This is a genomic window from Chelatococcus sp. XZ-Ab1, assembly GCF_029309855.1.
Classification (GTDB): domain Bacteria; phylum Pseudomonadota; class Alphaproteobacteria; order Rhizobiales; family Beijerinckiaceae; genus Chelatococcus_A; species Chelatococcus_A sambhunathii.
In genome coordinates this window covers 277473-291516 of the sequence record NZ_JARKII010000003.1, presented here as the reverse complement: position 1 = coordinate 291516, position 14044 = coordinate 277473, and the positions used below count along the sequence as shown (strand labels likewise).

15 protein-coding genes are annotated in these 14044 nt (G+C 68.2%); 5 read left to right on the top strand and 10 right to left on the bottom strand.

The window, feature by feature from the left end:
- Positions 1 to 25: 25 nt before the first annotated feature.
- On the bottom strand, positions 26 to 1636 hold the full coding sequence (locus tag P2T65_RS07235; protein WP_276199492.1) for a phosphoenolpyruvate carboxykinase: 1611 nt from the start codon (positions 1634 to 1636) through the stop codon (positions 26 to 28).
- A 440-nt stretch (positions 1637 to 2076) separates the two neighbouring features.
- Complete coding sequence (locus P2T65_RS07230; RefSeq protein ID WP_276199491.1) at positions 2077 to 2808, bottom strand: DUF2470 domain-containing protein; 732 nt, start codon at positions 2806 to 2808, stop codon at positions 2077 to 2079.
- 143 nt (positions 2809 to 2951) lie between these two features.
- On the opposite strand from P2T65_RS07230, the gene P2T65_RS07225 reads away from it, so the two are divergent.
- The 5 genes from P2T65_RS07225 (at position 2952) to P2T65_RS07205 (ending at position 6822) form a co-directional block, all read left to right on the top strand.
- The gene (locus P2T65_RS07225; RefSeq protein ID WP_019403632.1) at positions 2952 to 3650 is read left to right on the top strand and encodes a response regulator transcription factor; all 699 of its coding nucleotides are present in this window, start codon (positions 2952 to 2954) and stop codon (positions 3648 to 3650) included.
- Between the two features lie 59 nt (positions 3651 to 3709).
- Entirely contained in the window at positions 3710 to 5503 is a 1794-nt protein-coding gene (locus tag P2T65_RS07220; RefSeq protein ID WP_055459542.1) for a sensor histidine kinase, read from the top strand.
- On the top strand, positions 5500 to 5991 hold the full coding sequence (locus P2T65_RS07215) for an HPr kinase/phosphatase C-terminal domain-containing protein (protein ID WP_055459541.1): 492 nt from the start codon (positions 5500 to 5502) through the stop codon (positions 5989 to 5991). The genes P2T65_RS07220 and P2T65_RS07215 overlap by 4 nt, the downstream gene beginning before the upstream one ends.
- A gap of 88 nt (positions 5992 to 6079) precedes the next feature.
- Positions 6080 to 6481, top strand: a complete 402-nt coding sequence (locus P2T65_RS07210; RefSeq protein ID WP_026015389.1) for a PTS sugar transporter subunit IIA — start codon at positions 6080 to 6082, stop codon at positions 6479 to 6481.
- A 14-nt stretch (positions 6482 to 6495) separates the two neighbouring features.
- Positions 6496 to 6822 carry an HPr family phosphocarrier protein gene (locus tag P2T65_RS07205; protein WP_055459540.1) on the top strand — a complete coding sequence of 109 codons (327 nt, stop codon included), beginning with the start codon at positions 6496 to 6498 and terminating at the stop codon, positions 6820 to 6822.
- Between the two features lie 41 nt (positions 6823 to 6863).
- Here P2T65_RS07205 and P2T65_RS07200 read toward each other — a convergent pair whose 3' ends face one another.
- From P2T65_RS07200 to sppA, 8 genes are all read right to left on the bottom strand, one after another.
- The gene (locus tag P2T65_RS07200) at positions 6864 to 8186 is read right to left on the bottom strand and encodes a folylpolyglutamate synthase/dihydrofolate synthase family protein (protein ID WP_055459539.1); all 1323 of its coding nucleotides are present in this window, start codon (positions 8184 to 8186) and stop codon (positions 6864 to 6866) included.
- A 29-nt stretch (positions 8187 to 8215) separates the two neighbouring features.
- The gene (accD, locus tag P2T65_RS07195) at positions 8216 to 9121 is read right to left on the bottom strand and encodes an acetyl-CoA carboxylase, carboxyltransferase subunit beta (RefSeq protein ID WP_276199490.1); all 906 of its coding nucleotides are present in this window, start codon (positions 9119 to 9121) and stop codon (positions 8216 to 8218) included.
- 184 nt (positions 9122 to 9305) lie between these two features.
- Positions 9306 to 10145 (bottom strand): tryptophan synthase subunit alpha, encoded by an 840-nt coding sequence (trpA, locus tag P2T65_RS07190; protein ID WP_055459537.1) that lies wholly within the window; start codon positions 10143 to 10145, stop codon positions 9306 to 9308.
- Complete coding sequence (gene trpB, locus P2T65_RS07185; protein WP_055459651.1) at positions 10142 to 11377, bottom strand: tryptophan synthase subunit beta; 1236 nt, start codon at positions 11375 to 11377, stop codon at positions 10142 to 10144. The genes trpA and trpB overlap by 4 nt, the downstream gene beginning before the upstream one ends.
- Before the next feature lie 146 nt (positions 11378 to 11523).
- Positions 11524 to 12174, bottom strand: coding sequence for a phosphoribosylanthranilate isomerase (locus tag P2T65_RS07180; protein ID WP_276199489.1), 651 nt, complete (start codon positions 12172 to 12174; stop codon positions 11524 to 11526).
- An 89-nt stretch (positions 12175 to 12263) separates the two neighbouring features.
- Positions 12264 to 12593, bottom strand: coding sequence for a LapA family protein (locus P2T65_RS07175; protein WP_276199488.1), 330 nt, complete (start codon positions 12591 to 12593; stop codon positions 12264 to 12266).
- 13 nt (positions 12594 to 12606) lie between these two features.
- Positions 12607 to 12936, bottom strand: a complete 330-nt coding sequence (gene ihfB, locus P2T65_RS07170; protein WP_055459534.1) for an integration host factor subunit beta — start codon at positions 12934 to 12936, stop codon at positions 12607 to 12609.
- 25 nt (positions 12937 to 12961) lie between these two features.
- A complete protein-coding gene (gene sppA, locus P2T65_RS07165) occupies positions 12962 to 13930 on the bottom strand; it encodes a signal peptide peptidase SppA (RefSeq protein ID WP_276199487.1) in 969 nt (322 codons plus the stop codon).
- Between the last annotated feature and the right edge of the window lie 114 nt (positions 13931 to 14044).

Below are 14044 nucleotides of genomic sequence, written 5' to 3'. Positions count from 1 at the left end.
GTCTCGCGCGCCCGCAAGCCGTTGATCAGGCCGCGATCGACAGATCGGGGCCGGCCGAACGCACGTCGGCGTCGACGTGGTCCTCGAACTTCTTGAAGTTGTCCCGGAACATGCCGACGAGGCGCTTTGCCGTCTCGGCGAACTCGGCCTTGCTGGCCCAGGTCTTCACCGGATAGAGGATGTGCGGCTCGACACCGGGCACTGACGTCGGCACGGCGAAGCCGAAATAGGGATCCTGCCGGAAGTCGGCCCGGTTCAGCGAGCCGTCGAGCGCCGCCGTCAGGAGCCGCCTTGTGACGCGGATCGGCATGCGCCGGCCGACGCCGTACTTGCCGCCCGTCCAGCCGGTGTTGACGAGCCAGCAATCGACCCCGTGCTTGGCGATGAGGTCGCGCAGCAGATTGCCGTAGACCGAGGGGTGGCGCGGCATGAACGGCGCGCCGAAGCAGGTCGAGAAGGTGGCCTCAGGATCCTTCACGCCCTTCTCCGTGCCGGCGACCTTCGCCGTGTAGCCGGAGAGGAAGTGATACATGGCCTGGGCCGGCGTCAGCTTGGCGATGGGCGGCAGGATGCCGAAGGCGTCGCAGGTGAGCATGACGATATTCTTCGGCATGCCAGCGCGGCCCGTTGCGCTCGCATTCGGGATGAAGTCGAGCGGATAGGCGCAGCGCGTGTTCTCGGTCTTCGAGCCGTCGTCGAAATCCGGCGCGCGCGTCAGCGGATCGAGCGCGACGTTCTCGAGGATGGTGCCGAAGCGCTCGGTGGTCGCGTAGATCTCGGGCTCGGCCTCGCGCGACAGGCGGATGGTCTTGGCATAGCAGCCGCCCTCGAAATTGAAGACGCCGCCGGCGCTCCAGCCGTGCTCGTCGTCGCCGATGAGCGTGCGCGAGGGATCGGCCGACAGCGTCGTCTTGCCGGTGCCGGACAGGCCGAAGAAGACCGCGACATCGCCGCGCTCGCCGGTATTGGCGGAGCAGTGCATCGGCATCACGCCCTTTCCGGGCAGGGCGTAGTTGAGGAAGGTGAAGACCGACTTCTTCATCTCGCCGGCATAGGACGTGCCGCCGATGAGGACGATGCCGCGCGAGAAATCACAGGCGATCACGGTCTGCGAGCGCACGCCGTGGCGCGCGGGATCGGCCCGGAAGGACGGCAGGTCGACGATGGTGAGCTGCGGCGCGAAGCGGGCGAGCTCACTCTCGTCGGGGCGGATCAGGAGGTTGCGGATGAAGAGCGAGTGCCACGCATATTCCGTGAAGACACGGGCATTGACGCGATAGGCCGGGTCGGCCCCGCCGTAGAGATCCTGTGCAAAGAGTTCCTTGCCCTCGGCATGGGCGAGGAAATCGGCGAGCAGCGCGTCGAACTGATCCGGCGTGATGGCGCCGTTGTTGTCCCACCAGACCTCATCGCGCGTCGCATCGTCCTTGACGATGAACTTGTCCTTCGGGCTGCGGCCGGTATGGACGCCGGTCTCGGCCGCAAGGGCGCCGCCCCTGGCGAGCATCGCCTCGCCGCGCTTGAGCGCTTCCTCATAGAGGCGCGGGGCCTCGAAGTTCCAGAAAACGCGCTTGAGCCGTTTGAAGCCGAAGCTCTCGGCGCCGCATGCGCCGTTGAATACGCCGACGTTGTCCACGAATGACCTCCTTGCGCCCCCGCCGCCACGCATGATGGACCTTGAAGCCGCGAGACTTGTATCCGCGCGCCGCAGCCGCCGGAACCATCGATGCCCGGCATATGGCAGACTTTCAAGTGCGGTGACAGACCGCTCGTTCCATCGAATCGATTGAAGGGAATTGCTCCCTTGCCGGCAACGGCGTGCGGCCGCGAAGCGTGACCGGTGAAGATCCGACGCTCCCTTCTGGCGGCGCCGCGGCGTTGAAGCACAATCGCACCCGCCGTCATGCCCGCGCTCGTTGCGGGCATCCACGCGGTAGAACGTTCTACAACGTCAAAGGCGTGGATGGCCGGGTCAAGCCCGGGCAAGACCGTGGAAAGGTCTGCCCTGCGTTGCCGACGCCGTCAGCCACTCGGGCTAAAGCCGGACAGGCCGGCCGGCGGTATCTGTCGCATGCGTCAGCGCCGGCGCGCCTCGGCGGCGAGGTCCTTCAAGACATGCCGCAGCTCGCCCGGCGCCCCGATCGGGGCCGGGAAGTCCAGTCTCCCGGTCAGATCGCCGCAGACGAGGTCGAGGCCGCGCCGGTCGATGCCGCTCGCGCGCCAGTTTCCCTCGGGCAGGCCGAGCAGCTTCGTCGCATAGAGGGCGAGGGCATCGGCATGATCCTCGTTCATATGCGCGACGGCGCCGGCCTCGTTCTCGACGAGGTGCTCCGCGCCGGCCAGGTCATCGACGAGGTCCTGCGGCGCAAGGTCGACGATGCGGCCGAAGCCGGCGACGAGATGGGCTCCGGTGATCTCGATGCGGTAGAAGGCGAAATCCTTGAAGCCGGCATAGCCGGCCGACAGGGGATGGCGGGCGAGAAAGCGGCGCTTCAGAGCCTCGTCGTCGCTCGCGACGGCGCGGCCGGCGAGGGTGATGCGCGGATGGGCGCTCGGATCCCCTGCGCCAACCTGCGTCAGGAGCAGCGACACGCGCGCGTCGCGGGCGATGTTCTGCGTGTGCAGGGCGAGCGTCGAGATGAGAGTGACGGGCGTGCCGTCGATCGCCGTCGCGACATTGACGAGGGACACATAGGGCGCGCCGTCGGCCGCGAGCGTCCCCAGGGCACCGAAGCGGGCACGGCGCAGGAGGTGGGCGGCAGCGGAGCGCGGATCGAACGCGGCGGTTGAATCGGCGGCGGCGGACATCAATATTGTCTCCGGTAAAGGGGCGGACATGGCGTTATGCGCCCGAACGCTGTAGGATCACCCGGCAGTCATCGTCATATTTCGGCCGTCCTCGTCCCGCAGGAGGCTCGGCTTCACTGATGCCTGCGAACGAGCGAGCCAGTATGCCGACAATCGCCCTCGTCGACGACGACCGCAATATCCTGACCTCCGTTTCCATTGCACTGGAAGCCGAGGGGTACCGCATACAGACGTATACGGACGGTGCGTCGGCCCTGGACGGCCTCAAGGCCAACCCGCCGGATCTCGCCATCCTCGACATCAAGATGCCGCGCATGGACGGCATGGAGCTGCTGCGCCGCCTGCGCCAGAAGACGGACATGCCCGTGATCTTCCTCACCTCCAAGGACGAGGAGATCGACGAGTTGTTCGGACTCAAGATGGGCGCCGACGACTTCATCCGCAAACCCTTCTCGCAGCGCCTCCTCGTGGAGCGCGTTAAGGCCGTGCTGCGGCGCGTGAGCCCGCGCGAGCAGGGGACGGTTCGCGAGAGCGACGCGAAGGTGCTGGAGCGGGGCCTTCTCAAGATGGATCCGGAGCGCCATACCTGCACGTGGAAGAACGATCCCGTCACGCTGACGGTGACCGAGTTCCTCATCCTGCAGGCGCTGGCGCAGCGCCCCGGCGTCGTGAAGAGCCGCAACGCGCTGATGGACGCGGCCTATGACGACCAAGTCTATGTCGACGACCGCACCATCGACAGCCACATCAAGCGCCTGCGCAAGAAGTTCAAGGCCGTCGACAACAGCTTCGACATGATCGAGACGCTGTACGGGGTCGGCTACCGATTCAAGGAAACCTGACGGCAGATGGGCACGAGAGTCGCCGGCCACTGGCCGGCGCGATGCGGTCGCGAGGAAGAATGACCGCCGAACCATTCGACGAGACCCGGACAGCGGCCGACGGTGCCGAGGCGGGTACACGGGTGCCGGCCCGTGCCGGCCTTGCCCGCCGGGTGAGCCGCGTCGGCCAGGCGGTCGTCACGCGCCTGTCGTCGAGCCTGACGCGGCGCATCGTCGTCCTGAACCTCGCCGGGCTCGTCGCCCTCTTCCTCGGCTTCCTCTATCTCAACCAGTTCCGCGCCGGCCTCATCGACGCGCGCGTGCAGAGCCTGCTCACCCAGGGCGAGATTATCGCCGGCGCCATTGCCGCCTCGGCGACGGTCGAGACCGACACGATCACCATCGATCCCGACAAGCTGCTGCAGCTTCAGGCGGGCGAGAGCTCGGGCCTGCAGGAGGATTTCTCGCCGCTCGAGTTCTCCATCAATCCCGAGCGTGTGGCGCCGCTGCTGCGCCGGTTGGTGACGCCCACGCGCACGCGCGCGCGCATCTACGACCGGGAGGGCTACCTTCTGCTCGATTCGCGCAATCTCTATTCGCGCGGTGACATCCTCAGCTTCGACCTGCCTCCGATCTCGCAGGATGAGCCGACGTTCCTCGAAAGCGGCTGGAAGTGGCTGAAGCGCCTCTTCGGCCGATCGGGCACGCCCTTCGCCGACGACATCACGGCAACGAGCGGCAAATCCCTGCCCGAGGTGCAGAAGGCGCTGACCGGCCTGCCGGGCAGCGTCGTGCGGGTCAACACCCGCGGCGAGACGACCGTATCCGTCGCCGTGCCCATCCAGCGTTTCCGCACCGTGCGCGGGGCGCTCGTCCTCTCCACCCAGGGTGGCGATATCGACACCATCATCGCCGCCGAGCGCTGGGCGCTGCTCCGGGTCTTCGCGGTCGCGGCCGCCGTCATGCTCGTGCTGTCGGTGCTGCTCGCCGGCACCATCGCCGGCCCAATGCGCCGTCTCGCCGAGGCCGCGGAGCGGGTGCGCCGAGGCATCAAGTCGCGGCAGGAGATTCCGGACTTCACCGACCGCTCGGACGAGATCGGGCATCTCTCGGGCGCCCTGCGCGACATGACGCGGGCGCTCTACAACCGCATCGAGGCCATCGAGACATTCGCGGCGGACGTGGCACACGAGCTCAAGAACCCGCTCACCTCGCTGCGCAGCGCCGTCGAGACGCTGCCGCTCGCCCGCAACGAGGAGTCGCGCAAGCGACTGCTCGCCGTCATCCAGCACGACGTCAAACGGCTCGACCGCCTGATCAGCGACATCTCGGACGCCTCGCGGCTCGACGCCGAACTCGCCCGCGCCGAGGCCGAGCCGGTCGACCTGCGCCGGCTGCTGGAGGCCGTGGTGACGGTGGCCAACGAAGTGCGCGGCGCCGAATCGGCCCCGATCCGCCTCGTGATCAAGGACAGCCCGCAGCGCGACGCCTATCTCGTCATGGGTCACGACAGCCGGCTCGGCCAGGTCGTCAACAACCTCATCGACAACGCGCGCTCCTTCTCGCCGCCGGGCCACGAAGTACGCGTGACGATGCAGCGCATCCGCGGCGAGATCGACATCACCGTCGACGACGACGGGCCGGGCATTCCGCCCCATGCCCTGGAACGCATCTTCGAGCGCTTCTACACCGACCGGCCGGAACAGGGCTTCGGCCAGAACTCGGGCCTCGGCCTGTCCATCTCCCGTCAGATCGTCGAAGCGCACCGGGGCCGTATCTGGGGCGAAAACCGAATGGCACCCGCCGCCGGCGCGGAGCCGCAATGCCTTGGCGCCCGCTTCGTGGTACGCCTGCCGGCTGCCGTGCGTTCATGACCGCCGCTGCCGCCCCGGCCCCGCCTGCGACAATCCATGCCGGCTGCGTCCTCGTGGACGAGGCGGGCATCCTTATCCGCGGGGCGTCGGGGAGCGGCAAGTCGCGGCTGGCGCTCGCCCTCGTCGCCGGAGCGCAGGCGAGCGGGCGCTTCGCCTGCCTCGTCAGCGACGACCGCTGCCGCGTGAGCGCCTGCAACGGTCGGCTCGTCGCCCGTGCCCCGATGGCTCTTGCGGGCCTCCTCGAGGTGCGCGGCCTCGGAATCGTCACCATGGAGGCCGAGGGCGCGGCGGTCGTGCGCCTCGTGGTCGATTGCGACATCGAGCCACCGGAACGATACCCGCAATTCACAGACCGGACGGTGACCGTCGAGGGCATCACCTTGCCGCGAATGCGGGTTCTTGGTGGCGACGCAGGCGTGACGGCCGCCATAATCCTTGGCATGCTGGCGCGATTCGAGCGTCCGATGCTGCACCTTTTGTCTGAATGATGACCAAATGGTCGCAGGCACTTGCACTTGCCGCCGCAATGCACAAAATGGGCGCTTCCTTTTGGGTGGCGGGGCCACGGGTTCTTGAATGATCGGTCTTGTGCTGGTGACCCACGGCTGCCTGGCGACGGAATTTCGCGCCGCGCTGGAGCACGTGGTTGGCCCTCAGAAACAGTTCGAAACCATCACCATCGGTCCGGATGATGACATGGAGAGCCGCCGCAGGGACATTCTGGCGGCGGTAGGCCAGGTCGACACGGGCGAAGGGGTGGTCGTGCTCACCGACATGTTCGGCGGCACCCCCTCGAATCTCGCGATCTCGGTGATGAACGGGCGCAAGGTCGAGGTGGTGGCGGGCATCAACCTGCCCATGCTCATCAAGCTTGCCAGCGTGCGCGACGAGAAGCCGCTGGAAGATGCCGTGCTGCAGGCGCAGGAAGCGGGCCGCAAATATATCAACGTGGCGAGCCGGGTGCTCGCCGGCAAGTGACGGCGGTTGTCGCAGTGGACATCGACACCTTCGACAACGACGACTGCCCCCCGGCGCCGGTGCCGGACGGCGCGCTGGCGCGCGAATTGCCGATCATCAACCGCAAGGGTCTGCATGCCCGTGCCTCGGCCAAATTCGTGCAGACCGTCGAGCGTTTCGGCGCCGACGTCACGGTGACCCGCTGCGGCGAAACCGTTGGCGGGCGTTCGATCATGGGTCTCCTGACCCTTGCCGCCGCGCAGGGCACCAGCATCACCGTGACGGCCAGGGGCGAGGATGCGCAGGCCTGCCTCGACGCCATCACAACCCTGCTCGCCGAGCGCTTCGGCGAGGACGAGTAGCCGCGCCCGCTCGGCCGCCGGGGGACGTTCGCGATCCGAGCCTATTGCGGAAGGGTGCCGTTGGCCGCCAGCACGTCCCCGGCGAGATAGAGCGAGCCCGTCACGAGAATGCGCGGCGGGCGTTCCCGCTCCGTCGCCCTTAACCCCGCGAGCGCCGCCTCGACGCTGTCGCTGGCCCGCGCCTGCAGGCCGACGGAGCGGGCGATACCCGCGACCTCCTCGGCCGGGCGGGCGGCGAGCTGCGAGGGGATCGGCACGGCGATGAGTTCCTGAGCGAGGCCCACGAAAGGCTTCAGGAAGCCGTCGGCATCCTTGGTGCCGAGCATACCGACGATCATGACGAGCGGGGCGGGATGCCGCTCCTCGAGTTCCGCGAAGGCGGCGGCGAGCGCGCGGCCTCCGTCCGGATTGTGGCCGCCGTCAAGCCACAGCTCCGCCCCGTCCGGGGCAAGATCGACGAGGCTGCCCTGGCGCAGACGCTGCATGCGGGCGGGCCATTCGGCGCGGCTCATGCCGGCCTCGAAGGCCTCCGCCGGCAGGCGCCCATAACCGGCCGCCCGCAGGGTGGCGAGCGCCGTTCCCGCGTTGACGAGTTGGTGACGGCCGGCGAGCCGCGGCAGGGGCAGGTCGATGAGCCCCTGCTCGTCCTGGTAGACGAGGCGCCCGCGCTCCTCGTGCACATGAAAGTCCTGTCCGCCGACGAGGATCGAGCGGGCGCCGACGCGCTCCGCCGCCGCTTCGAGGACGGCCGTGGGCTCCGGCTCCTGCGGCGCGATGATCGCAGGTGCGCCGCGCTTGAAGATGCCGGCCTTCTCCGCGGCGATGCGCATGACGTTGTCGCCGAGATAATCGGCATGGTCGAGCGAGACCGGCGTCACGACACAGGCTTGCGGCGTCTCGACGACGTTGGTGGCATCGAGGCGTCCGCCGAGCCCGACCTCGAGCAGCAGCACGTCGGCCGGCGTCTCGGCGAAGAGCAACATGGCCGCTGCCGTCGTGATCTCGAACACCGTGATCGGAGCACCACCATTGGCGTCCTCGCAGCGCTCGAGAGCCGCGACGAGCCGGTCCTCGCCGACGAAGCGGCCGCCGCCGGGACGGCCGAGCCGGATGCGCTCGTGGAAGCGCACGAGATGCGGCGAGGTGTAGACGTGAACGACGAGCCCGGCCGCCTCCAGAACCGCTCGCATGAAGGCGATTGTCGAGCCCTTGCCGTTGGTCCCGGCCACGTGGATGACCGGCGGCAGCTGGCGCTGGGGGGCACCGAGGCGCGTCAGCAGCCGCTCGATGCGGCCGAGGGACAGATCGATCGTCTTGGGATGCAGCGCGAGAAAGCGCGCGAGCATGGCATCGGACGATTCCATGGCGGTCCCCGGCCGTCTGGGGCTGATCGTTATTCCGCGGCGGCGTCGAGCGCCTGCATATCCGCAGGAGGCGCGACGACGGCGGGCTTGTCCTGCTTCATCAGCAGGCGGCACAGCCTGGCGACGGTCGCCTTCACGTCCCGGCGGTGAACGACCATGTCGACCATGCCGTGCTCCCGGAGATATTCCGAGCGCTGGAAGCCTTCCGGCAGCTTCTCGCGGATCGTCTGCTCGATGACGCGCGGACCCGCGAAGCCGATGAGGGCGCCCGGCTCGGCAATGTGCACGTCGCCCAGCATGGCGTAGGAGGCGGTGACGCCGCCGGTCGTCGGGTTGGTCAGCACCACGATATAGGGCAGACGGGCCTCGTTGAGCTTGCGCACCGCCACCGTCGTGCGCGGCATCTGCATGAGCGAGAGGATGCCCTCCTGCATGCGCGCACCGCCCGAGGAGACGAAGAGCACGAAGGGCGTGCGGCGGGCGAGCGCGGTTTCCATGCCGGTGATGATCGCCTCGCCTGCGGCCATGCCGAGCGAGCCACCCATGAACTCGAAATCCTGTACCGCCGCGGTGATGGTCGCACCCTCGACCTCGCCCACGCCAACCTGGACGGCATCCTGCATGCCGGTCTTGGCGCGGGCGTCGCGCAGGCGGTCGACATAGCGCTTCTCGTCGCGGAACTTGAGCGGGTCGGTCGGCACCTCTGGCAGGGCGATCTCTTCCCATGCGCCGCCGTCGAAGAAGGAGGCGAGGCGCGCCTTGGCGCCCATGCGCAGGTGATAATCGGAGCCCGGGATGACGAAGAGGTTGGCCTCGACGTCCTTGTGGAAGACCATCTGCCCCGTTTCGGGGCACTTGATCCAGAGATTTTCCGGCACTTCACGCTTGAACAGCGTCTTGATCTTGGGCCGTACGACGTCTGAAATCCAGTTCACGGGGGCAACCTCTGGTGTCCCGGCGTGGACCCGCCACGCCGAATGGGTCACGGAACCTGGCCGCAACCCCGATATACCGTCACGCGGCCTTCACATAGACCTTCGCGAGGCTTTTCGCTAGGTGCGACGGTGTTGCAAAGGTGGCGCCTCTCCCTCATCCGGGGAACGGGAGAGGGCCTCGTCCTCACGCCGCCGTTGCCTTGGCGGCCGAGCGCACGCCGGCGGCGAGCTCGCCCACCAGCGCCTCCACGGCTGCGAGCGTCCCTGCCGTCGCCCGCCCCTCGCCGTCGAGCGAGGCGCGCACGGCCTCGACGAGGGCGGAGCCGACCACGACGCCGTCGGCGCCGCGGGCGATGGCCGCCGCGTGCTCGCCGGTCTTGACGCCGAAACCGACGACGACCGGCAGGTTCGTATGGGCCTTGATGCGCGCCACCGACTGCGCCACGGCGCCGAAATCCGGCGTCGCGCTGCCGGTGATGCCGGTGATCGAAACGTAGTAGACGAAGCCCGAAGTGTTGGCGAGCACAGCCGGCAGGCGCGCGTCGTCCGTTGTCGGCGTGGCGAGACGGATGAAGGACAGCCCCGCCTTTAGCGCCGGGACGCAGAGCTCGTCGTCCTCCTCCGGCGGCAGGTCGACCACGATGAGGCCGTCGACGCCGGCTTCACGCGCATCCTTCAGAAAGCGCTCGACGCCATAGATGTAGATGGGATTGTAATAGCCCATCAGGATGACAGGCGTGTCCGCCTCGCCCGCGCGGAGGGCGCGCACCATGTCGAGGGTCTTCTTAAGCGTCTGGCCGCCCTTCAGCGCCCGCTGCGAGGAGAGCTGGATGGCCGGGCCATCCGCCATCGGATCGGTGAAGGGCATGCCGATCTCGATGAGATCGGCGCCGGCGCGGGGCAACGCCTTCAGGATTGCGAGCGAGGTGTCGGCATCCGGATCACCGGCCGTGACGAAGGTCACGAGCGCCGCGCGGCCCTCGGCGCGGCAGGCGGCAAAGCGCCGGTCGATGCGGCTCATCAGAACTGTCCTCCAAGGATGTCGGCGACCTGCGGCACGTCCTTGTCGCCGCGGCCGGAGAGATTGACGACCATGATGTGGTCCTGAGGCTTTTGCGGCGCGAGCTCGACCACCTTGGCCAGCGCATGGGCCGGCTCGAGGGCAGGGATGATGCCCTCGAGCTTGGACAGGAGCATGAAGGCCTCGAGCGCCTCCTTGTCCGTCGCGGAGATGTAGGTGACGCGGCCGGTCTCGTGCAGGAAGGCGTGCTCGGGGCCGATGCCCGGATAGTCGAGCCCGGCCGAGATGGAGTGAGCCTCGGCGATCTGGCCGTCGTCGTCCATCAGCAGATAGGTGCGGTTGCCGTGCAGCACGCCCGGCCGCCCGCCGGTGAGCGAGGCCGCGTGCTGGCCGCTCGCAAGGCCGTGGCCGGCCGCCTCGACGCCGTAGATCTCGACATCCTTGTCGTCGAGGAAGGGATAGAACAGGCCCATGGCATTGGAGCCGCCGCCGATGCAGGCGACGAGCGAATCGGGCAGCCGCCCCTCGGCCGCAAGTATCTGCTCGCGCGTTTCCTTGCCGATGACGGCCTGGAAGTCGCGCACCATGCCGGGATAGGGATGGGGGCCCGCCACCGTGCCGATGCAGTAATAAGTGGTGGCGACATTCGTCACCCAGTCGCGCAGCGCCTCATTCATGGCGTCCTTGAGGGTGCGCGAGCCGGACTGGACGGGCACCACAGTGGCCCCGAGCATCTGCATGCGGAAGACATTGGGCTTCTGCCGCTCGACGTCGACGGCGCCCATGTAGATGACGCATTCGAGGCCGAAGCGCGCGCACAGCGTCGCCGTCGCGACGCCGTGCTGGCCCGCGCCGGTCTCGGCGATGATGCGCTTCTTGCCCATGCGGCGGGCCAGCAGGATCTGGCCGAGCACGTTGTTGACCTTGTGCGAGCCCGTGTGGTTGAGCTCCTCGCGCTTGAGATAGATCTTCGCGCCCTTGCCGCCGGCACCTTCACGCAGGCGCTCCGTCAGGCGCTCCGCATAATAGAGCGGGCTCGGCCGACCGACATAATGGGCGAGATAGCCGTCCATCTCTGCCTGGAAGGCGGGATCGTCCTTGGCCGCGGCATAGGCCTTCTCGACCTCGAGGATGACGGGCATCAGCGTCTCGGCGACGAAGCGGCCGCCGAACATGCCGAAATGGCCGCGCTCATCGGGCCCCGAGCGGTAGGAGTTGAGCGGTTGCACAGTCACGCGACCTTCATCCTTCTCAAGCGGCGGAGCCTCGGCCCGCGCCTCGTCCATTCTCTGTTCGTGCGACAGCGGGAACCGGCTCGCCGCCGAGGTCTCCCGTTGCATAAGCCAAAGCGGCCGGCAGGGCCACCGTGACCGTGACGCCTTCACGCCCGCGCCGCGGCGACAAAGGCAGCGATTCTACCAGCGTCCTTCTCGCCCGGCGCGCTCTCCACCCCGGAGGACACGTCGACGCCGACGAAACCTGGAACATCCGTCAGCCGCTCGACGGCTGTGCCCACATTGTCGGGATCGAGCCCGCCCGAGAGCATGAAGGGCCGCCCCCCGGCCCCAGCCGCGAGGATATCCCAGTCGAACGCGATGCCGTTGCCGCCGGGCAGCACAGCCCCCTTCGGCGGCTTGGCATCGAACAGCAGGCGGTCGACGACCGCCGCATAGGGAGCGTGGCGAGCGAGGTCTGCCGGCTCGCTGACGCCGATCGCCTTCATCACCTGCGTGCCGGCGAGCCGCCGGATGGCGGCCGCGCGCTCGGGCGTTTCCTTGCCGTGGAGCTGGAACCAGTCGGGCTTCAGGCGATCGCGGATGGCGGCGATCGCCGCGTCGTCGGCATCGACGGTGAGCGCGACGATCTCGGCGCGGCCGCGCACGAACCCGGCGAGGGCGACAGCCTCGGCGAGCGAGACATTGCGCGGGCTCTTGGGAAAGAAGACGAAGCCGACCATGTCGGCGCCCGCCGCCAGCGCCGCAGCGACGGCCTCGGCGCTTCTCAACCCGCAGATCTTGACGATGGTGGACATGACGCCTGCAAGTGGCACGACGGCACCGGCTTGTCCATCGGGTACCCCCGGTGACGCAACAGCGAAGCCGGCTGAAATGCTTCAGCGGCTCACGCCTTCGGCAGCGCGGCCCGCACGGTGGTGCCGCGCAGTTGTTCGGCCTCGCTGCGCCATCGGTCCGCCTCGCGGCGATAGCGCTTCTCCGCCTTGCGGTGCTTGCCCTGGGCGAGCCAGGCGGCAATGCCGCCGACGAGGACGCCGAGTATCACCGCAGCGAAGATCACGACAAAGAATGGCACCGTCACGGCAAGAGCCGGCTCTGTGCGCGAGAAGGGATCAAAGGACAGCTGGACCGGCGCGCGGTTGGCCACCGCCAGGAGCACGATGACGACCGCGACTGGCGCCAGCACCAGAAACTTGACGAAGCGCTTCAACGTCACGGCTCCACTTCGCTCACGCGCTCACGCTCACAGCGGCCTTCCTGCCCGCCGCCGGGGCGGCGGCGCTGCCGTTGAGGCGCAGGCGCATCTCCTTGCCGGTCTTGAAGACGGGAATCATCTTCGATGCAACATCGACCGTCTCGCCCGTGCGCGGGTTGCGGCCAACGCGCGCATTGCGCTGCTTGACCGAAAAGGCGCCGAACCCGCGCAGCTCGACCCGATCGCCTCGCGCGAGCGCGCGAGTAATCTCCTCGAGGATCGCATTGACGATATTCTCGACATCGCGCTGGTAGAGGTGCGGATTCTGCTCGGCGATCCGCAACACGAGCTCGGACTTGATCATATCCCCCGCCTATCCCTTTGAAATTTCAATTATTTTGAAACGAAGGGTGCCAGACGGCGAGGAGACCGTCAAGCCGTCCCGCTTCTTCGCGCAGCGCAGCCGCCCGCAGCGCACCGGCCAGGTCGTCATAACCGGCGAAAGCTGCCGCGCGGCCGAGGAGCGACCAGAACGACAGGCCGAGCCGCTCGCTCTCGGCCTTCCATTCCCGGACCGGCAGATCGCTGGCGAGCTTCTTCTCCTTCTCGAGCCATGCCACCGCTTGGCGCTGGCCGCCGAGTTCGTCGACGAGACCAAGTTCCTTCGCCTGGCGACCGGTGAAGACACGCCCGTCGGATACCTGGTCGAGCGCGGGGCCGGAGAGGGAGCGACGCTGGCCGACAAGGCCCTTGAACCAGGCGAAGGAATCGCGAACGACGCTCTCGAGCGCGGCGCGCGCCTCCGGCGAAGTGGGCTCGAACCCGTTCGGCGCCGCCTTGAGCGGGCTCGACTTCACTTCCTCCACCTTCACTCCGAGGGTGTCGAGCAGGCCGGCGAGGTTGGGATACTGGATCAGGACGCCGATGGAGCCGACGAGCGAGGTATCGCGCGAGACGATGCGCTCGGCCGCAAGGGCGGTGATATAGCCGCCGGAGGCGGCGAGGCCGTCGACGAGCGCGACCGTCGGCTTCTCCGCGGCGAGCTCGCGCAGCGCCGTATAGATCGCCTCGGCGCCGGAGGTGGTGCCGCCGGGGCTGTCGACGCGCACCAGCACGGCGCGCACCGAGCGGGCGTCCTTGACTCGCCTGATGAGGTCGAGCGTGCGCTGGTCGCCACTGATGAAGCCGCCGATGCGGATGGCGGCGATCTGGTCACCCGTGACCACCGAACCCGCGCCGAACCGCGCACCGAGCGCGACCACGACGGCGATGAGGGCGAAGACGGCAAGGACGCGCCAGAACGAGAGCTTGCGCCTCAGGCGCCGGCGGTCTGCCATGATGTCGGCATCGTATGTCATTGGCGAAGCTCGGCTCTTCACCTCGGCTGGTCGGGACGCCGTGGACACTAGCCCCGGGCCCCGTCACGGGCAAGGCGGGGCGGTGACAAAAAGCAGGCAAAGCAAAACCCGCCC